The sequence below is a fragment of the Paracoccus methylarcula genome (genome assembly GCF_003007735.2).
GTDB classification, from domain to species: domain Bacteria; phylum Pseudomonadota; class Alphaproteobacteria; order Rhodobacterales; family Rhodobacteraceae; genus Paracoccus; species Paracoccus methylarcula.
The window spans coordinates 43583-62054 of sequence record NZ_PXNQ02000005.1 but is presented as its reverse complement, the minus strand read 5'-3'; the positions used below and the strand labels follow the sequence as shown (position 1 = coordinate 62054).

15 protein-coding genes and 2 pseudogenes are annotated in these 18472 nt (G+C 63.7%); 7 read left to right on the top strand and 10 right to left on the bottom strand.

The annotated features are described in order from the left end of the window. Positions 1–31 precede the first annotated feature (31 nt). The 5 genes and pseudogenes from A7A09_RS21405 to A7A09_RS09200 form a co-directional block, all read right to left on the bottom strand. Entirely contained in the window at positions 32–1813 is a 1782-nt protein-coding gene (locus A7A09_RS21405; protein WP_245999244.1) for a translocation/assembly module TamB domain-containing protein, read from the bottom strand. Continuing rightward, the gene (locus A7A09_RS09215) at positions 1813–3681 is read right to left on the bottom strand and encodes an autotransporter assembly complex protein TamA (protein ID WP_106691130.1); all 1869 of its coding nucleotides are present in this window, start codon (positions 3679–3681) and stop codon (positions 1813–1815) included. The genes A7A09_RS21405 and A7A09_RS09215 overlap by 1 nt, the downstream gene beginning before the upstream one ends. Positions 3682–3798: 117 nt before the next feature. Beyond that, a pseudogene (locus A7A09_RS09210) lies at positions 3799–4718 on the bottom strand (glucokinase). Between the two features lie 201 nt (positions 4719–4919). After that, positions 4920–5954 carry a sulfotransferase family protein gene (locus A7A09_RS09205; RefSeq protein ID WP_245999243.1) on the bottom strand — a complete coding sequence of 345 codons (1035 nt, stop codon included), beginning with the start codon at positions 5952–5954 and terminating at the stop codon, positions 4920–4922. Next, the gene (locus A7A09_RS09200; protein ID WP_106691128.1) at positions 5951–6541 is read right to left on the bottom strand and encodes a TetR/AcrR family transcriptional regulator; all 591 of its coding nucleotides are present in this window, start codon (positions 6539–6541) and stop codon (positions 5951–5953) included. Before A7A09_RS09200 ends, A7A09_RS09205 begins: the two co-directional genes overlap by 4 nt. A 93-nt stretch (positions 6542–6634) precedes the next feature. Between A7A09_RS09200 and A7A09_RS09195 the strand changes: the two genes are divergently transcribed. Genes A7A09_RS09195 through A7A09_RS09180 form a run of 4 tightly spaced genes read left to right on the top strand, consistent with a single transcriptional unit; the run spans position 6635 to position 10621 of the window. Beyond that, complete coding sequence (locus A7A09_RS09195) at positions 6635–7636, top strand: 3-oxoacyl-ACP synthase III family protein (protein WP_106691127.1); 1002 nt, start codon at positions 6635–6637, stop codon at positions 7634–7636. Then, positions 7636–8568 (top strand): NAD-dependent epimerase/dehydratase family protein, encoded by a 933-nt coding sequence (locus tag A7A09_RS09190; RefSeq protein WP_106691126.1) that lies wholly within the window; start codon positions 7636–7638, stop codon positions 8566–8568. The genes A7A09_RS09195 and A7A09_RS09190 overlap by 1 nt, the downstream gene beginning before the upstream one ends. Beyond that, on the top strand, positions 8556–9338 hold the full coding sequence (locus tag A7A09_RS09185) for an MBL fold metallo-hydrolase (protein ID WP_106691125.1): 783 nt from the start codon (positions 8556–8558) through the stop codon (positions 9336–9338). The genes A7A09_RS09190 and A7A09_RS09185 overlap by 13 nt, the downstream gene beginning before the upstream one ends. Continuing rightward, positions 9335–10621 carry a F390 synthetase-related protein gene (locus tag A7A09_RS09180; RefSeq protein ID WP_106691124.1) on the top strand — a complete coding sequence of 429 codons (1287 nt, stop codon included), beginning with the start codon at positions 9335–9337 and terminating at the stop codon, positions 10619–10621. The genes A7A09_RS09185 and A7A09_RS09180 overlap by 4 nt, the downstream gene beginning before the upstream one ends. A gap of 85 nt (positions 10622–10706) precedes the next feature. On the opposite strand, the pseudogene A7A09_RS09175 reads toward A7A09_RS09180, so the two are convergent. The 5 genes and pseudogenes from A7A09_RS09175 to A7A09_RS09155 all read right to left on the bottom strand — a co-directional run bounded on the left by A7A09_RS09175 (position 10707) and on the right by A7A09_RS09155 (position 15789). Then, positions 10707–12208: pseudogene (locus A7A09_RS09175) on the bottom strand (tripartite tricarboxylate transporter permease). A 1-nt stretch (position 12209) separates the two neighbouring features. Continuing rightward, entirely contained in the window at positions 12210–12656 is a 447-nt protein-coding gene (locus A7A09_RS09170; protein WP_106691123.1) for a tripartite tricarboxylate transporter TctB family protein, read from the bottom strand. Positions 12657–12669: 13 nt separating this feature from the next. After that, the gene (locus tag A7A09_RS09165) at positions 12670–13653 is read right to left on the bottom strand and encodes a Bug family tripartite tricarboxylate transporter substrate binding protein (RefSeq protein ID WP_170167061.1); all 984 of its coding nucleotides are present in this window, start codon (positions 13651–13653) and stop codon (positions 12670–12672) included. A 299-nt stretch (positions 13654–13952) separates the two neighbouring features. Next, on the bottom strand, positions 13953–15080 hold the full coding sequence (locus tag A7A09_RS09160; RefSeq protein ID WP_106691121.1) for a Gfo/Idh/MocA family protein: 1128 nt from the start codon (positions 15078–15080) through the stop codon (positions 13953–13955). Between the two features lie 7 nt (positions 15081–15087). Further along, entirely contained in the window at positions 15088–15789 is a 702-nt protein-coding gene (locus tag A7A09_RS09155) for a GntR family transcriptional regulator (RefSeq protein ID WP_106691120.1), read from the bottom strand. Between the two features lie 86 nt (positions 15790–15875). Between A7A09_RS09155 and A7A09_RS09150 the strand changes: the two genes are divergently transcribed. The 3 genes from A7A09_RS09150 to A7A09_RS09140 are packed head-to-tail and all read left to right on the top strand — an operon-like array spanning position 15876 to position 18446. After that, positions 15876–17033, top strand: a complete 1158-nt coding sequence (locus A7A09_RS09150; protein WP_106691119.1) for an LLM class flavin-dependent oxidoreductase — start codon at positions 15876–15878, stop codon at positions 17031–17033. Continuing rightward, the gene (locus A7A09_RS09145; protein ID WP_106691118.1) at positions 17033–17926 is read left to right on the top strand and encodes an aldo/keto reductase; all 894 of its coding nucleotides are present in this window, start codon (positions 17033–17035) and stop codon (positions 17924–17926) included. The genes A7A09_RS09150 and A7A09_RS09145 overlap by 1 nt, the downstream gene beginning before the upstream one ends. Before the next feature lie 25 nt (positions 17927–17951). Then, positions 17952–18446, top strand: a complete 495-nt coding sequence (locus A7A09_RS09140) for a flavin reductase family protein (protein WP_170167060.1) — start codon at positions 17952–17954, stop codon at positions 18444–18446. Positions 18447–18472 lie beyond the last annotated feature (26 nt).

The window sequence follows — 18472 nt, the reverse complement described above, 5'->3', positions numbered from 1 at the left end:
ATCTGTGCCGTGACATCGCTGGAATTGCTGTTCAGATATCCCCGTGCCTCGCAGTCAGCCCATGCGCGTTGACCGAAAAATTGCGCAGATCGATCCCCGTCTCGTCCCGGCGGGCCCCCAGGACGATTCGGGATTGCCCCGCAAGCAGGTTGTCCAACTGTTCCTGATCGACCGATATATCGTTGCCTTCGACCCTTGCATCGATATCGAAAGCCTTGGTCAGGATGGTGTAATAGCCGGAAATCGAGGCATCCGCCCGGCCTGACATCGGACGCCCGGCCAGCGTCGAGAGCCGTCCCAGATCCTGGTAACGGGCCTCCATATCCAGTGATAGCAGCAGCCCGCCGGTCAGGTCGGACAGAAGGCTATAGCCCGACAGGCCGTAATCGGCGCCGTGCACCGCAAGTTCGCTGACCTCAAGCTGACCGCCGCCATAGGTGAATACGGCGTCGCCCGTGATGGCTTCGCCCACCGCTTGCGCGAGCCCGGCATCCTCGAATTCCATCTGCCGGGCGCCGAAATCCAGCGCGCCGGTGATCTCGGACAGGGCATTGTCCTCATCCAGCACCACCTGTCCGGCGCCGTCCAATGTCAGCCGACCGATTTTCACCTTGCCCTGGTCAAGCTGGCCGACATATCCATCCAATGTCCAGCCTTGGCCCTCGGCGGCATCATATTGCAGTTCAAGCCGTCCGGATTCGACCGTGGCATTCTTTCCCCCGCCCGGCAGCTTGACCGGGACATCGCTTGCGCCCGCGTCCCTGCCAAGCGTCATCAGCAGCACCGCGCTTTGCGGCGCGCCCTGCGGATTGGTGGCGACCGAGCCGGAAAGATTCAGCGCGTCGGTATCGATCATCAGCACCGGCACGTTAAGGCGCCCATCGTCACCGCGCCAACCCTCGGCCAGAAGCTGCGTGTTCGGGCCAAAGAATGTGCGGTCGTCGGGTGGCAGAAGCGAGGCGATATCGCCGCCCAGTTCCAGGCGAAAGGCGCGGCCCGGCGCCCCGTCTTCCGAGGCTTCGGCCGTCAGCGAGGCATTCCCGGTCACGCGCGGCTGGCCGCTTGTCGCCAGCCGCAGATTGGCGGTGAACCCGTCCAGCGGCCCCTCGCCGCTGATCTGCGCCGAAACCGAGGGCTTGTCGTAAAGATCGATCAGGTTGACCAGCAGGCCATCGGCGGCCTCGTCCAGCGACAGGTTGAGGCTCAGCACCTTGGTTTCATTGACATAGCCGGCGCTCAGGACAAATGCGCCGCGCGGGCCGTCCAGCCGGTCGATGGTCAGGTCCGCCTTGCCTTCGCCACCCGCAAGACTCATGCTGCCCGCCACCGAGATCGCTGCGGGCAGGCCGATCACCGGCTCACCCAATTCCACACGGTCGGCCTGTATCTTGTCGATATTGACCGATACCGGCAATTCAGGCAGCGCGAATTCCTTGGCTTCCGCCTGGGGCTTTTTCTCGCCGCCCGCGCCGGGCAGGCGCGGCAGCAGGATTTCCGAGGCGGAAAGCTCGGCGATCTCGACGCTGCCGCGCAGCAGCGCCGACCGGTTCCACTGGATCGCCCCCTTGTTCAGCGTCAGCCAGGTGCCGTCGGCATCGGCGATGGTGATCTGTTCAAAGGTCGCGCGCGAAGACAGCGCCCCCTCGAACCCCTTGATGATGACCTGCCGGCCAGCGCCGGACAGGTTGTTCTCCAGCAACCGGGTCAGGAAGCCCCGGTCATCCTCGGCCTGTTCCGAGATCTCGGCGGCGCTTTGCGCCAGCACCGCGAGCGGAAAGAGAATGGCGAAGAGGAGGATGAATATCTTGCGCATCAGAATGCCTGCCCGAGGCCGAGATAAAGTTGCACGCCATTGCCGGTGTCGCCCCCGGTCGGGCCCGCGACGTCGAAACGCAGCGGCCCGATCGGGGTGTTGTAACGGATGCCGATCCCGGCGCCGGAATGCCAGTCGCTATCACCGCCGAAACCGCTTTCGGCCCAGACCTTGCCATAATCGGCGAACAGCACCAGCCCGATCTTTTCGCGGACTTGCCAACGAAATTCAGCGTTGAGGTTCGCAACGCTCATCCCGCCGGTCTTGATCTTGCCGTCGGGGCCGGAAATCTCGCGCACGCCGAGCGATTCATAGGGCTGGCCGCGCACCGTCCCGCCGCCGCCCGAAAAGAACAGGTAATTGCGCGGTGTTCGTTCGATCTCGGTTCCCGCGATCGCGCCAAGCCGGGCGCGGCCCGCGAAGGTGAACCTGTCATCCTCTCCGACAGAGCGGAACGCCCGCAGCTCGCCAAGCGCCCTGACACCCGATCCGGTATCGCCGAATCCCTTGAAGGGCCGTGCCTCGCCGGACAGGTAAAAGCCGTGCTTGGCATTGTTGGAATCGTCGCGCCTGTCCCATGTTCCCGCCATCGGGAAGGAAAGCACCTTGAAATCCGTGCGGCCATTGGCGTCCGTGACCCGCGAAACCTCGTATTCAACGGCGATATCGGCTGTCAACTTGTCGCTCTCCTCGTCACGGAAGATGTGATTGAAGCCCAGGGCGACACCGATATTGTCGGAATCGTAATCCTCTTCGCGCATCCGCTCGAACGTGGTCTCGACATAGGCGGTGGTGTCGGGCGTGATCGTGGCGGGCCGGTCGATGCGAAAGGTCAGTTCCTCGTCGCGGCCGCTGGTATCCGAACCGATATCGGAAACCTCGGCATCGATCCGCAGCCTCTCACCGCCGCCCAGAAGGTTGCGGTGCATCCAGTAGGCCGACACCATGGCACCATCGGTATTCGACAATTCGAAGCCCGCACCGATCCGCCGGGGCTTCTGCTCGACCACCGCAAGGCTGACATCCATCGAGTTGTCCGGCGCCAGCAGATCGGCCTCCTCCAGCGTCATGGCCGAAAAGACCCCGGTGCGGCGCAGGCGCTTGCGGACGGTCTCCAGCTTTTCCGGGTCGAACCGCTCCCCGGTGGGGAAGCCCGCGATCTTGCGCAGCCGCCGCAGGTTCATCCGCTCCTGGCCCGAGATATGGAGCTCGCCAAAGGTGACCACCGGGCCGGGGGCAAGCTCGACCTGGCTGTCCACGCTGTTCTGGTTGTGATCCGCCACGATCTCCTGCCCGCTGACATCGGCCTTGGCATGGCCGTATTCGCGCCAGCCATCGACCGCCGACAGCGCCTCGGACTTGATCACGCCCGTCCCGGCCGTCTCGCCCCGACGGTAATCGTCAGAGGCTTGTCTGCCCGGTGCCAGGGGGCCGATAGCAGCGCGCGAGAACTTGAATACCGGGCCGGGATCGACCGAAACCACCACGGATCGCACCACTTCCGGCGCGTCGAGCGGCGCGATTTCGGCCGCTTCGACCCCGTCCAGGGTGATATCGATGACCGCCGAATAATGACCCATGTCGTAAAGCGCGCCCAGGATGCGGGCATAATCGGCGCGGGCAGCGGCCAGCAGGTCCTGTCCGCTGATACGATCCTCGGCAAGCGCGCCCGACAAGAGCGAGGTGTTGCGGATGGTCTTCTCGATATCGCTCTCATCCCCGGCAACGCGGAAATCGAGCGAAACCGGCCCATCCTCGGTCTTGCCGCCGAACAGTCCCGAGAACGGCGAGGATGATTGGGCCAGCGCGATGCCGCAAAACCCCAAAGCCGAGCCTGCAACAAGCATGGCCTTCAGATATGCCCGCATCTTCACGCTCCGCCCCCGGTTCCTTGCTGCAATATGAACAGCTATAGACGTGAAGATCCAGCAATTGGCCATCGTTTTTTTGTCAACGGGACCATCGGACCAGTCACGGCAGGACCCTTACGACAATGCCGCCAGGCATCCATGCAGCGCCGCCATGTCGTCGCGGATCAGGAAAATCGGCGTGTTTTCCGGGATATGACGCATATAGGATTCGGCCAGGAAGGCGGGTTCGAAACGGTCCATGCGATCGGCAATGCTCCGCCCGACGCTGCCGGCGAGGAAAAGCCCCTCCAGCGGCATGAAGCGCAGGGTCAGTTCGCGGCACAGCAGCCCCACCAGTTCCGTGAACAGGTCATATGTCGCCACCGCTTCTGCATCGCCGCGTCCGGCGGCTTCGGCGATGGCCTCGCTGCGGATCGGATCGGTCCCGGTGCGCATCGCATGCAGCCGCGCCAGCCCGCGCCCGGCAAAGGTTTCCTCGGTCGAAAAGAACGCCTCGGCGCCTTCGCGTCCAAGCAGGTCGACCAGCCGCTGATGGATATTGGAGGGCAGCCGGGTATGGCCCTCTTCGGCTTCCATGGCCATCACAGCGCCACCGGGCAGGGCGCGGACGGCACAGACATTGAAGCCGGTGCCCAGCCCCACCACCAGGGCCTGACCGTTGCGGGCGCGATCCTCGGGTGCGTCGCGAAGCACGGACAATCCGTCCCCGCGCAGCGCCGGAGTTGCGTAACCAAGGGCGGTCAGGTCGTTGATCAGCCTGACATGATCGGCATCGGTCAGCCGCGCCAACCGGTCTTCGGAGAATCCCAGTCACGATTGGTCAGCGAGGCCTTCCCGCCGCTGACCGGGCCAGCGACGGCGATACAGACCGAGGAAATATGGGGATTGTCCTGCTCCTGCAGGAATTGCCGCACGACATCCTCAAAGCTTTGATAATCGTCGCCGCGAAACCGTGTCACCGTTGCATTGTCGATCACCCCGTTCCGCGCGACTGCCAGCCGCGCATTGGTGCCTCCGACATCTCCCAGCAGCATTGCCATCGAACCAGTCCCCCAGATCAATTCCGTCCATGATTAATCTTTAGGCGAGTTGCCGCGCTCTGGCGAGGGGTGAATGATAGCGGAAACATCCTTACCCGGGATCTCTGAGTCCCGCGATGGCCGGGGGGCGCTTGCCCCTCCCGGAGGTATTTCGGGCAAAGAAGAAGAAAGCGTTTCGTTCCGGGATGCGGTTTGTCAGCCGTCGCTTGACATCGCCGCCGCGATCAACGCCTGTCTTCCGGGTCCGCAGGCATCAAGCAGTTCCCGGTGTTCCCGGCGCGTCAGGGTGTCGGTCCTGCGTGAAGGTTCCCGCGGAAATGTCTGGGCAAGGTCGAGCCAGTTCCCGGGCGCCGATCCGGTCAGGAACCGTCCCAATCGTTCGATTTCGCTCCGTGGGTCGAGACATAAGTCTTCGTAATGCAGCACGAGGGGTGAAGCGCCTCGAAGGCCATCCAGACCAGTTCTGGTGACTGCGGACCAGAAGGCGCCGGTGTCATGGAGACTGGGCCGATATTCGAGGATTCGGGAGACACCCAAGCGCCCGCCGATGGCCGAGATCAAAGGCCAGATGCCGCCGCGCCCGAAATGATGCCGTGGATGCAAGAGATCGATGCCGAAGCGGCGCAGTTTCTTCCACATCCAGATAGCCAGCCGGGCTGCGGGGTAATCCCGCATCGACAATGCTGCTTCGGGGCCGTCGCGCAGCAGCAGGACCGGACGCGCCTCGGGGAACATCGCGCGCAGCGTGCCCGCTGCGGCGAGCGACCCGCCGGAGCGTTCGACCCACACCCTGCGTCCGCCGAACCGTTCCGAGAGATCGGCGAACATGGCGCGATAGTGATCCTCCAACCCCATCTCACCGCGCTGTCCGACCGTCGTTTCGAGATACCGGAACAAGGCATCGGGCTCGTTGCTCAGATGCGGCAGGGTGATGGCGAGGATTGGCGGGCAGAAATAGGGATCATGCTCTGGCCCGCCATACAGGAATTCCGTGGGGGCGAGGGTCGGATTGCCTACCTGCGACAGCGCGCGCGAAGGCGTTGCCAGATGCGACCAGAAGCGTGTGCCGTCCAGCTTGTCCGGACGAAAGGCCCATGGGCCGACGGTAGAGAACAGCTCGGAAATGGACAGGATATCGGGGTGACTGCGCAGGATCCGCGAAACGAGGGTGGAGCCGCATCGCGCGGAGCCCAGGATCAGCCCACCGGCCATCGGGGCGGATATGCTCATCTCCTGTCCACCTCGATCCAGTTGAGCATCCGTTCCACGGCTGAGCGGGCAAGGCTGTGCGGATCCTGCGTGGTGACCAGATCCAGCCTCTCGATGGCGGCGAGAGCGACGACTCCGTGAACCGACAGGAAAAGCTCCTCGGCCAGCAGGCGGGCCGAAGCCCGGGGCTGCAATTGCGCGATCGGCGCCGCGATCCGGTCAATCAGTTCATCGATCAGCGAGGTGTACCAGCCCGGAAAGGTGTCGGTCTGGTGTGGTCCCTCGAACAATCCGCGCCAGACAACCCGCCGCGCCAGCATGAAATCGACATAACCATCCGCCAGGGCCAGCAAGCGATCCCGGGGCGCAGCAGGTGGCGCGGCATCGATCATCTGCGCCAGTTCGGTGAATGTCCGGCGGTTCACTTCGTGCAGAACCGCGTTCATGTTGCTGAACAGGTTGTAGATCGTGCCCGGCGTCGTGCCGACCGCTTTCGCAAGCGCGCGCGCGGTCAGGGCCGCAGGCCCTCCCTCTTCCAGAAGCTTGCGGGCGGCCTCGATGATGGCCGTTCGGAGCTCGTCATGGTCATAGTGTCGTGGTCGGGCCATTTCATTAATCCTGAACGATGTTCAAAAATATACTTGACGGATCTGATCTCGCTTGTCAATGGTAGTGAACAACGTTCAAAAACGTAGGTTCCCATGTCTGCGACAAACACCGATCCGATCAACCTGACCATCCGCGGAACCGGTAGCTACCGGCCGCGTCAAACGCTCGAATCGTCACAGATCGATATCCGTTTCGACTGGGCGCCGGGCACATGCCTCAGCCGCTACGGGATCGAGACGCGGCATGTCGCGGCAGAGGATGAGACGACCTCGTTCATGGCGGCAGAGGCGGCGAAACTTGCGTTGGACATGGCCGGTTACAGTGCGTCCGACCTGGACATGATCCTGGGCGGCTGCGGTGTGATGGAGCAGCCGATACCCTCCACCGCAGTCCTGGTGCAGGATCGGCTCGGGCTCGGACGGTCGGGCATTCCGGCCTATGATGTGAATGCCACCTGTCTCGGTTTCCTGCAGGCGCTTGATTTGGCCGCGATGCAGATATCCTGCGGCCGTGCACGGCGGGTATTGGTGTTCTCGTCTGATATCGCATCGGTGGGGCTGGACTGGTCGCATCCCGAGGCGGCCGCCATCTTCGGAGACGGCGCGGCGGCGGTGGTCGTCGAGGCCGGTGGTAACGGCGCGGTGCTGGCCAGCGATTTCCGGACCTATGGCGAAGGTCGCGACGCCTGCGTGCTGGCGGCGGGGGGAACCCGCGTGAACCCGGCGCGTGGGATCAAGCCGGGCGAAGACCGGTTCCGCATGGATGGCGCGCAGGCCTATCGCGTGGCCTCGCGCCATCTGCCGCGCTTCGTCGCGCGCCTCTTGCGCCGGGCGGACAAGGCGATGGATCAGCTCGATTGCGTCATTCCCCACCAGGCCAGCGCCCTGGCCCTGGAACACGCCGCCGAGATGTTGCGCCTCGCTTCGGGCCGGGTCGTGGACATCTTTGCCGGAACTGGCAACCAGATCGCCGCCTCGATTCCGACTGCACTGGATCACGCGGTAAGATCCGGCCGGTTCAAGCGGGGCGATACCGGGCTGCTCATCGGCACCTCGGCGGGCATCTCGATCGGCGGCGCGGTGGTGCGGCTCTGATGCGCGCGCTGGTGACAGGGGCGAGCGGTTGCCTGGGGCGGGCGCTGGTGGAGGAATTGTGCCGGCAGGGCCATGATGTCGTGACCACGGCGCGCGCGAGGGTGGATTTGCCCGCATTCATCGCCGCCGATCTGGTGACGGATGATCTGCGGCCCCTCGTTGCCGGGATCGACAGGGTCTTTCATTGCGCTGCGCTGAGCTCTGCCTGGGCCAGCAGACCGGAATTTCAAGCGGTCAATATCCGCGCGACCAAGCGATTGGTTGAGGCATCCGAGGCCGCCGGGGTCGGGAGGTTCGTCTTCGCCTCGTCGCCCAGCATCTATGCCGATGGGACCGATCGGCTGAACCTGGCCGAGAACGCGGCACTGCCGACACGCTGCATGTCGCTTTATGCCCAGAGCAAGCGGGAAGCGGAACGGATCGTGCTGAACCACGAAGGAGCGATGCAATGCACGGCGATCCGCCCCCGAGCCATCTATGGGCGCCATGACCGGGCGCTGTTGCCGCGCCTGATCGATGCGATGCGACGTGGAAAGGTTCCGATGATCGCCGGAGGGCGGGCATTGATCGATGTGACGCATCGCCGGGACGCGGCGCGGGCGATGATCCTGGCGGCGGACGGGCCTGGCGGACATGTGTGGAACATCACCTCCGGCGAGGCCTTCACCTTCCGCGAACTGGTCGGGATCGCGGGTCGGCGGAGCGGCATCGCCTTCCGGACCATCCCGATCCCCTATCATGTCGCCAAGGCGCTGGCCGTTCTTTCCGAAACCCTCGCGCGCGTTGGCGGTGGCAAGGAGCCTCGCCTGACCCGGCAGGCGGTCGCCTCACTGGGGCGCAGCCTGACCCTGGATATCTCGGCGGCCCGGCGTGACCTGGGTTACCGGCCTTCCGTTTCCTTCGAACAGGGAGTGGCGGAATGCTTCGAGTGACCACCCTGAAGATAGGGGAATGCCGCGCGCCGGGCTGGGGCGCGGGGATGGGCGGGCTTGCGGCCATCCGGTTCCCTGCCCTGGCGACTTTGATCGAGACGGATGACGCCACGATATTGGTCGATACCGGATACGGTCCGGCCTTCTTTACCGCGACCGATGGGTTTCCCGCGCGCATCTATCGCTGGCTGACTCCCGTGACATTGCCCGAGGGCGAGACACTATTGCGGCAACTGCCCCGTATGCCGGACCTGGTCATGCTGACCCATATGCATGGCGATCACGTCTCGGGGTTGATGGATTTGCCTGCGGATATGCCGGTGATCGCCTCCGGTAAGGCGATCGCGCATCTGTGCGGGCTCACCGACCATGCAGCCATTGCCGCCGCCTGCCCCCCGCTGCTGCGTGACGGGGTGCTGGCGCGCAAGCCGTCACCCATCGAGACGCGCGCCCATGTCGCCACCGGCTTGCCCGGGTTCCCGGCTGGTCATGACCTGTTGGGCGATGGTCGCCTGCTGGCGGTAGAACTTCCGGGCCATGGCGTGGGACAAACGGGGCTGTGGATCCCCGAGATCGCCCGTTTTCTGATCGCGGATGCCGCCTATGGCCGCGCCGCCCTGCGTTCGGGCCGAATGCCGCCGGGGCCGGTGCTCGCGCGTCTCGGCGACGCGCATGCCTATCGGCGGACATTCGCGGCGCTGCGGAACCTGATGCGCTCGCGCCCGGACATCACCTTCGATCCCTCCCATTGCCACGAGACCATGCCATGAGCCTGCCTGTATTCCTGACCTCGCGCTATGGCGGCGGTTTCGCCTCGCGCGAAGAGATCACCCGGCATCAGGAGCGCGCCTTCGCCCGCTTTCGCAAGCGGATCATGCCGCGTTCCCCGTTCTACCGCGAACTGGCGGATACACCGCTCGACCGGTTGCCGCGCATGAACAAGGCGCGGCTGATGGAGAATTTCTCGGTCATCAACACCTGCGGGATCGAACGTGACGAAGCCATCGAGATCGCCTTGCGGGCCGAACATAGCCGCGATTTCAGCCCCCTGGTCGGGGATGTCGCGGTCGGGCTTTCGACCGGCACCTCGGGTCAACGGGGCCTGTTCCTTGCATCCTCGCGGGAAAGACGGCTCTGGGGGGCGATCATGCTGGGACGCTATTGGCCCGAGCTCTGGCGCCGGCAACGGGTGGCGTTCTTCATGCGGGCGGATAACGCACTTTACCGGAGCCTGTCGAATCCGCTGGTCCGTTTCGAGTTCTTCGATCTTCTGAGGTCTTTCGAGGGTCATGTGGCGCGATTGGAGGCGTTGGATCCGACGGTCCTGATCGCTCCTGCCCGGATCCTGACCGAATTGGCGGGCCTGCAAGCCCGTGGCGAGCTTTCGCTTGCGCCGCGTCGTGTGATCTCGGTGGCCGAAACCTTGTCCGAAGATGACAGGGCTGCCATTCACGAGGCGTTCGGACGGCCGGTCGATCAGGTCTACCAGGCGACCGAAGGTGTTCTGGCGATGACCTGCCCGGCGGGCAACCTGCATCTCAACGAAGGATGGATGCGGATCGATGCGGATGTGATTGATCCCGCGACCGGTGCGTTCTGTCCGATCATCCACGATTTCACCCGCGAAAGCCTGCCGATCCTGAATTACCGCCTGGACGATGTGCTGATCCCCGATCCCCGTCCCTGTCCCTGCGGCTGCGCAAGCAGGCGCATCGCGCGGATCGAGGGGCGCGAGGACGATATGCTGTGGTGGCAGGGCGCGCGGGGCAGGATCCTGGTTCCCGCCGAGGCGCTTCGCACGGCCATCGCCTGCCTTCCATGCCGGATCCGCGATTACCGCGTGATCCAGCGCGGCGATGAGCTGGAGATCTGGCTCGATGGTGCGGAGAATGGCGCAGAGGCGCTGCTTGCAGACCGGATGGACATGATCGGGCGGCAATTGCATTGCCAGCCGCCCCGGCTTGTCTTTCGCCGGGGGCTGCCCGACCTTCCGGGCGAGAAGCGCAGGCGTATCGTCGTATTACCCCCGTTGATCCAGAGCGCGGCCGAATAGCCACCGCTTCGCGCGCGGCCGAATCTTCGGACACTCGGGCCTTGCGAAAGATCGGATTTCCCGATGGCCGAAGTGAAGCAGAGGCTCAGGTTGCGGCGCGGTCGGCCTTGGCCTTCAGAACGGTTTTCATCACCGGAACCAGGATCAGTCCAAGCGTCGCGATGACGAAACCGCAGGCGATGGGACGTTCCAGGAAGATCATCGGATCACCGCGCGAGATCAGCATGGCGCGCCGCAGGTTGGTCTCGATCAGCGGGCCGAGCACGAAGCCCAGCAACAGCAGCGCCGGGCTGAACGAGGCCAGCGCCAGCGCATAGCCGACGGCGCCGATCCCCGCGACCATGGCGATGTCGAAGACCGATCCGCGCACCGAATAGACACCCAGGCAGATGAATACGATGATTGCCGGGTAAAGCCAGCGGAACGGGATGCGCAGCATCGACACCCAGATGCCGATCAGTGGCAGGTTCAGGATCAGCAGGAACAGGTTGCCGATACCGAAGCTGGCGACCAGCCCCCAGAACATGTCGGGCCGGGCTTCAAGCATCATCGGGCCGGGCTGGATGCCGTGGATGATCAGGCGCCCAGCATCAGCGCCATGATCGGGTCGCCGGGAATGCCAAGGGTCAATGTCGGGACGAATGCGGTGATCGAGGCCGAGTTGTTTGCCGCTTCCGGTCCCGCGACCCCTTCTATCGCGCCCTTGCCGAACCGCTCGGGATTGCGGGAAACACGCCGCTCCAGCGCATAACTGAGGAAGGAGGAGATCGTCGAACCCGTGCCCGGCAATGCGCCGAAAAAGCCGCCGAGCGCGGTGCCCCGGGTGATCGGCGCGACCATCCGGCCAAGATCCTGCCGCGTCGGGATCAATTGCCGCAACGTGACCCGGTCGGGCGGACCATGCCGGTCGGCATCGCGGATATTCGAAACGACCTCGGCCACGCCGAACAGCCCCATCGCCAGCGCGACAAGGTTGATGCCGTCCATCAGTTCGGTTCGCCCGAATGTCAGGCGCTGCACGCCGGAATTCACGTCGGTGCCGACGCAGCCGAGGATCAGGCCGACGACCACCATGGCGAGGCTCTTGCTTGGCCTTGCAGAGCCGATGGTCGATGCTGCGACCAGTCCCATGATCATCATCGCGGCATACTCCGCCGCGCCGAATGCCGTGGCCATGCCGGCCAGCCATCCGGCCAGCAGGACCAGTATCACGATGCCGAGGATCGAGCCCGCGAAGGACGAGATCATCGCCGTGAACAGCGCCACGCCCGCCCGGCCTTGCCGGGCCAGCGGATAGCCGTCCAGCGTCGTCACCGCCGATTGTGGCGTTCCGGGCAGGCGCAGCAGGATCGAGGCGACCGCACCGCCATATTGCGCGCCGTAATAGACCCCGGCCAGCATGACCAGCGCCGCCTCGGACGAGATGTAATAGGTGATCGGCAAAAGCAGGGTGATCGCGGCCATCGCCCCGATTCCCGGCAACACTCCGACGAAGGTGCCCAGAAGCGCGCCGAACAGGCTGTAGAGCAGGATATCCGGCTGCAAGGCGACCGACAGGCCATGGCCCAGACCTTCGAGTGTCGTCATGTCAGCGGCTCCATGGCCAGACGGGGATGGTCATTTCCAGCGCCAGGACGAACACCGCCCATGTGAGCAGGGTGACGATTGCTGCCAGAACAAGGCGCCAGAGGATGCCGGGCCGCGGCGCGGCGGCACTGGCCACCAGCGTCACCAGGGCCGTTGTGATCACGATACCGGCGCGGTTCATCAGCAGGGCAAACAGCAGCAGCGCGGCGATGATGCCCAGCAATTCGCGCCCGGCAAAGGGTCGCAGCTCACCCCTGCGCCAGCAGGCGGGCAGGGCGATGGCGGCGCCAAGTGCTGCCAGGATCATCCCCAACGAGACCGGAAAGAATCCCGGTCCCATCCGGCGAAGGCTGCCCAGATCGTAGTGGATGGCGGCATAACCCGCCACGCCAAGGCCAAGAAGGGCGAGGAACCCGCCCCACAGGATATCGTGGTAATCGCGCCGCATCCGCTCGTGCTGCTTATTCCTGGGCTTCGGTCTTGTCGATCACGGCGCCCCAAAGGGCCGTATCCTCTTCGATCCGGGCGGCGAATTCCTCGGGTGTGCTTGGTTCGGCCTTCCAGCCGATGGCCAGCAGCTTGTCCTGAATCTCCGCGTCTCCAAGGATCTTGACGATTTCGCTGTTCAGCCGCTCGACGATCTCGGGATCGGTTCCGGCGGGGGCGATGAAGGCATCCCACAGCTCGGCGCGGAAATCATCGGGCAACCCGGCCTGACCGGCCAGCACCGGCACGTCGGGAACCTGCGGGAAGGGTTCGGCCGAGGTGATGCCGAGCATCTTCATCTTGCCCGCCTCGACATGCGGGAGCGCGGCGGACGGAGCCATGAAACCGGAATCGATCTCGCCGCCCAGGATCGAGGTCGTGACCTCGGCATAGCTTTGGAACGGAATGTGGAACAGCTCGACCCCCGCCTCGCTGGCAAAGAGTTCCGCGGTCAGATGCGCACCCGATCCCTGGCCGACCGAACCATAGCTGATATCGCCGGGGCTGGCCTTGGCGGCCTCGATGAAACTTGCGGCATCTTCGGCGGGATTCTCGCTGGATACCGCCAGGACCAGCGGGGTCGTCGCGATCAGGGCGACCGGCGCGATATCGGTGGCGGGATCATAGCCCAGATCCGGGATCAGCCGTTGCGCGGTCGTCAACGGACCGTTGATCGTCACGCCAAAACTGTGCCCGTCGTCCTTCTGCGCCAGCATCTGCTGCACGCCGATTACCCCGCCTGCGCCGGGCTTGTTCTCGATGACGACGGGCTGGCCCAATGCTTCGGACAAGGGATCCGCGATCAGCCGGGCAATCGTGTCGGGCGAGGAGCCTGCCGGGAAGCCGACATAGACATGCAACGGACCCGAGGGCCATTCCTGCGCGAATGCGGGTGTGGTTGCTGCAGCGATGCTGATGGCGGCTGCGAAAAGGCCCCGGCGGCTGATATGCTTGATCATGGCGAAACGTCCCTCCTTCGTTGCGGACCTCTTGTTCCGCCTTTGCAGGGCAGCGTCAATGCCCTTCCAATCGGCACGACAGGATGGGATGCTCATGACGCGCGGCCACACGGCGTCATGGGTTTCGCCATCGGCGCTTGATCCGATGATGCTCCAATGGCAGCTCCTCCAACCATGTGCTGTTGGAAAGCAAGGCCGGGACAGGCCGCATCCGCTGCGGTATCGGCAGCAGGTCCGGCTTTCCGGCCACCTTGTCACCATGGCAGCCCCTCATCGACTGAAATCAGCAGGTTCTGGCGCTAGCAGATCTCCGGGAGTTTCGACCTGATGCCCTGGTCCATATCGACAGCCTTGCCGGTCACGGCGGATTCCTGTGCGGCGAGTCCCATCAATACGGCCTTTATACCGTCTTCGGCGGTCACTTCGACAGGCTGGTGCCCCGACAGGGCCGCCCTGAATCTCCGATGCTGATAGAAGGTGGAGCCGTAGTGATCTCCTGCCTCCAGCAGGGCCGGATCAACCGGGATCTCGATTGCAACCGGCCCTCTCGGCGCACGCGGACTTTCGATCAGCTGCGCGATGGGCGGTGGACCCAGATGGCCGGGCCAGAAGCGTCCGGGGCCGGGAACCAGCGCCTCGATCTTGCCGGCAGGTCCAACGGCCGAGATTTCCTCCTGGTAACGCGCGCCTTCCGCGAACATGCACAGTTCAAGCATCGCCCGCGCGCCATTGGCGAAATCGACGATGACATAGCCGTTGTCCCAGATGTCGGGCGTTCTTCCGTCATATGTTTCGTCGAAATGATTGACGGCCTGTCCTGCGCTGGCCATCACGCGGACCGGCTCCGATCGGATCGCCAGCCTCATCAGGTCGAAGAAATGGCAGCATTTCTCGACCAGCGTGCCGCCCGAGCTGCGATTGAAGCGGTTCCAGGCGCCAACCTTGTGAAGGAAGGGAAAGCGATGCTCGCGGATGGTCAGCATTTTCAGCCCGCCGGTCGCCTCGTCGAGCCGTTCGAGAAAACGCGCAATGGGCGGCATATAGCGATATTCCATCGCCACCCAGATGGGGGCGGGGTAATCGCGCATCAGTTTTTCAATGCGGGGCCGATCTTCCGGATGGATGAAAAGCGGCTTCTCGACCAGAACCGGAAGGGGGCGGAGCTGGGCCATCTGCTCCAACTGCCCGACATGCGCCATGTTCGGCGAGGCGATGACGATGCAATCCAGCGCCTCGATATTCAGCAATGCTTCGGTCGAATCGACAAGCATGGCCTCGGGTGCGATCTTGGCGGCAGCCCGGCGCATCTGTTGATCCGGTTCGTAGATTGCCGCTATCCTCGTATCCGGCAGGAGCATGATGTTCCGCAAATGCTCGCGCCCCATCATGCCACAGCCGATAATGCCGTAATTCACCTTCCGAGCCATTCTGATCCTATCTAATCCGCGCGACGTAACGCGCCTTGGTCGTGTCGAACCAGTTTCGCGAGTATTCGGCACGCTGATTGTGCTGCGCATAGCCGATGCGTTCGAAATAACCGGTATCCGCGCCGATGGCGGGTTCGAATTCTTCCGGTTTCCAATCCGGCACCCTGCCAATGGTGACGCTGTCCTCGACATGCGCGATCCAGAGGTTCAGTTCTTCCCGGTAATAGAGATAAAGCGACTCGGACAGATCCCCCGGTGTGATATGGTCGGCATAGCTGCCATCCAGCCAGATTTCCTCAAGCACGCAGGGATCGTCATTCAGATAGCGCAGGCGCCGGATTCGGTGACCTTCATCCGATGTCCCGAAACGCGGCAGATCGGCGGGCTTGCGGACCCGTTTCACCGACAGAAGCGTGGCACGGGGCAAGCCACCGCCCCGCAGGGATTCGATGCGGAAGAAAGCATAGATGTTCTGTGCGGTGGTCTTGGCACTGACATAATTGCCCGATCCCTGCCGCCGTTCCAGCAATCCCTGTCTCGTCAATTCGGCCAGGGCCTTGCGCAGCGTTCCGACCGAAATGCCCAGCCTGGCGGCCATATCGCGTTCAGGGGGCAGCTTTTCCCCGTCAAGCAGATGGCCAGCGGCGATCTCGCGGGCCAATAGCTCGCTGATTTGGAGATAGAGGGGAAGGGCGGAATGCGTTTCCATCTGTCCTTCGATGCAAATTGATACACTATTGATCTACATGATCAAGACTGATACGCAAGGGGAAATTTAACCGGAGGAGAGTGGGCATGAGCGTGGTTCCGATAGCGTCTCCGGATTTGCGGGCTGTTGAGCTGTCCTGGTTCTCCGCGCTTTGTTCGGACGATTATCGCTACCTTGGGGTGCCCGACGGTGCGCTGCGCTCCAGTTGGGAGCATTGCTCGGACATCGTCAGAACCGCCGAGAGGCAAGGCTTCCGCAATATCCTCTGCCCGTCCTCCTACCAGGTCGGGCAGGATACGCTGAGCTTCGTTGCCGGCTGTGCGCCGATCACCGAACGCATCAACCTGCTGGCGGCGGTGCGTTGCGGTGAGATGCAGCCGATCATGCTGGCGCGGACCATCGCGACGCTGGACCATATGCTGAAAGGGCGGCTGACGGTGAATATCATCAGCTCGGACTTTCCCGGCGAAAAGGCCGAAAGCGCCTATCGCTATCAGCGCTCGCGCGAGGTGGTCGAGATCCTGAAACAGGCATGGACGCGGGACGAGATCACCTACAAGGGCGAGATCTACGATTTCGAAGGCGTCCCCACCGACCCGGCCAGGCCCTATCAGCAGAATGGCGGACCGCTGCTGTATTTCGGCGGCTACAGCCCCCCGGCGCTGGAACTTTGCGGGCAACATTGCGATGTCTACCTGATGTGGCCCGAAACCAAGGAAGAGCTTGCGGGCCGGATGAAGGCCGTCAACGCGGTGGCCGAAAGATATGACCGCAGGCTGGATTACGGGCTGCGCTGTCATGTGATCGTCCGCGATACCGAGGCCGAGGCGCGCGAATATGCGCGGGAACTGGTCTCGAAACTGGATGACGAGAAGGGCGAAGCGATCCGGGCCCGGGCGCTGGACGCGGCCTCGCTTGGGGTGTCGCACCAGGCCCGGAACCGCGAGCTTGCGGATATGGAGGGCTTCATCGAGCCGCATCTCTGGACCGGGGTGGGGCGCGCCCGTTCGGGTTGCGGCGCGGCGCTGGTCGGCTCGGCCGACCAGGTGCTGGGCGAGCTGGAGGAATATCGCAAGATGGGGATCCGGGCCTTCATCTTTTCCGGATATCCGCATATCGAGGAATGTGAGCATTTCGGACGATTGATCATGCCGCATATCGAGACCTGTTCGCTGCCGCATGAATATGGCCGGATGCCGGGTAACGTGCCGGACACACCCCTTGGAGTTGGAGAGCGCAAGTGATGGAACGCGTCAGCCTGAATGCCGATCTGGAACTTAGCCGCATCGTCTATGGCATGTGGCGTCTGGCAGATGACGCGGATACCGGCGAAAAACATGTTCGGGCCAAGATCGAGGCCTGTCTCGAACAGGGGATCACCAGCTTTGACCAGGCCGATATCTATGGCGATTACGAAAGCCAGATCGTGCTGGGCCGGGCGCTGAAGGCGGCGCCCGACTTGCGCGACCGGATGGAGATCGTCACCAAATGCGATATCGCCCTGGTTTCGGACAAGTTTCCGAACCGGCGTGTGCAGCATTACGACACCAGCCGGGAACATATCGAGGCATCGGTGGATCGCTCGCTGGCCGAGATGAATATCGAGCGGATCGACCTGCTGCTGATCCACCGTCCCGACCCGCTGATGGATCAGCACGAGACCGGGGCCGCGTTGGACGGGCTTGTGGCCAGCGGCAAGGTGCGGGCCATCGGCGTCTCGAATTTCAAGCTGCATGACTGGACTTTGCTGCAATCGGCGATGCAGACGAAACTGGTCACCAACCAGGTCGAGATGAGCCTTCTGGACAGCAGCGCGTTCCGCAATGGCGACCTGGCCTTCATGCAGGAGCGCGGCATTCCGCCGATGGCCTGGTCACCCCTTGGCGGCGGGGCGCTGTTCGGTGGTGAGCACGGTGCCCTGCGGGCCCGGCTGGCGGAACTGGGTCAAAAGGCGGGGATGGATGAGGCTGCGATTGCCATCGCATGGCTTTTGCGGCATCCCGCGCGTATTCTTCCGGTTCTGGGAACCAATAATCTCGGCCGGATCAAGGCGCTTTCCGCAGCGATGGATGTCGTTCTGGATCGCGAAACCTGGTTTGAGCTTTACAGCCTCGCCAATGGCCATGACGTGCCCTGAGGAGGCGCAGGATCCGATGCAAGCAATGCATAGTTTCACCCCATCCCCTGAAAACAGCCGTGAGTTCCGCGATGCGCTCGGGCGTTTCGGCACCGGCATTACCGTGGTGACGGCGGCTTCGGGTGAGGGGCCGGTCGGAATGACCGTCAACAGCTTCTCTTCCGTTTCGCTGGATCCGCCGCTGGTCCTGTGGTCTCCCGCGAAATCGTCGCGCCGCTTCGCGCATTTCCAGGCGGCCGAGCATTTTGCGATCCACGTTCTGTCGCACCGGCAAGAGCAGATCTGCCATGGTTTCAGCCGCTCGGCCTATGCTTTCGACAAGCTGGACTGGGTCCGGAACGAGCAGGGCGTGCCACTGATCGAAGGTTGCCTCTCGCGGTTCGAATGCAGGCGCCGTGCGACATATGAGGGAGGTGATCACATGATCGTCGTGGGAGAGGTGATGCGGGCTTCGACAACCGATGGCGCGCCGCTGCTTTTCTATCGGGGGAGCCTGGGCGAATTCTTGCGCCGGGACTGAGTCCCAGGGTGTGCGGCCCGAAGCCG

Excerpts from the sequence above, each read along its gene's own strand:
- A7A09_RS09150 (WP_106691119.1), top strand. The coding sequence starts at position 15,876 with ATGAGCGTGGTTCCGATAGCGTCTCCGGATTTGCGGGCTGTTGAGCTG.
- A7A09_RS09170 (WP_106691123.1), bottom strand. The coding sequence starts at position 12,656 with ATGCGGCGCGATTACCACGATATCCTGTGGGGCGGGTTCCTCGCCCTT.
- A7A09_RS21405 (WP_245999244.1), bottom strand. The coding sequence starts at position 1,813 with ATGCGCAAGATATTCATCCTCCTCTTCGCCATTCTCTTTCCGCTCGCG.
- A7A09_RS09160 (WP_106691121.1), bottom strand. The coding sequence starts at position 15,080 with ATGGCTCGGAAGGTGAATTACGGCATTATCGGCTGTGGCATGATGGGG.
- A7A09_RS09155 (WP_106691120.1), bottom strand. The coding sequence starts at position 15,789 with ATGGAAACGCATTCCGCCCTTCCCCTCTATCTCCAAATCAGCGAGCTA.
- A7A09_RS09180 (WP_106691124.1), top strand. The coding sequence starts at position 9,335 with ATGAGCCTGCCTGTATTCCTGACCTCGCGCTATGGCGGCGGTTTCGCC.
- A7A09_RS09185 (WP_106691125.1), top strand. The coding sequence starts at position 8,556 with ATGCTTCGAGTGACCACCCTGAAGATAGGGGAATGCCGCGCGCCGGGC.
- A7A09_RS09140 (WP_170167060.1), top strand. The coding sequence starts at position 17,952 with ATGCATAGTTTCACCCCATCCCCTGAAAACAGCCGTGAGTTCCGCGAT.
- A7A09_RS09165 (WP_170167061.1), bottom strand. The coding sequence starts at position 13,653 with ATGATCAAGCATATCAGCCGCCGGGGCCTTTTCGCAGCCGCCATCAGC.
- A7A09_RS09190 (WP_106691126.1), top strand. The coding sequence starts at position 7,636 with ATGCGCGCGCTGGTGACAGGGGCGAGCGGTTGCCTGGGGCGGGCGCTG.
- A7A09_RS09200 (WP_106691128.1), bottom strand. The coding sequence starts at position 6,541 with ATGGCCCGACCACGACACTATGACCATGACGAGCTCCGAACGGCCATC.
- A7A09_RS09215 (WP_106691130.1), bottom strand. The coding sequence starts at position 3,681 with ATGCGGGCATATCTGAAGGCCATGCTTGTTGCAGGCTCGGCTTTGGGG.
- A7A09_RS09195 (WP_106691127.1), top strand. The coding sequence starts at position 6,635 with ATGTCTGCGACAAACACCGATCCGATCAACCTGACCATCCGCGGAACC.
- A7A09_RS09205 (WP_245999243.1), bottom strand. The coding sequence starts at position 5,954 with ATGAGCATATCCGCCCCGATGGCCGGTGGGCTGATCCTGGGCTCCGCG.
- A7A09_RS09145 (WP_106691118.1), top strand. The coding sequence starts at position 17,033 with ATGGAACGCGTCAGCCTGAATGCCGATCTGGAACTTAGCCGCATCGTC.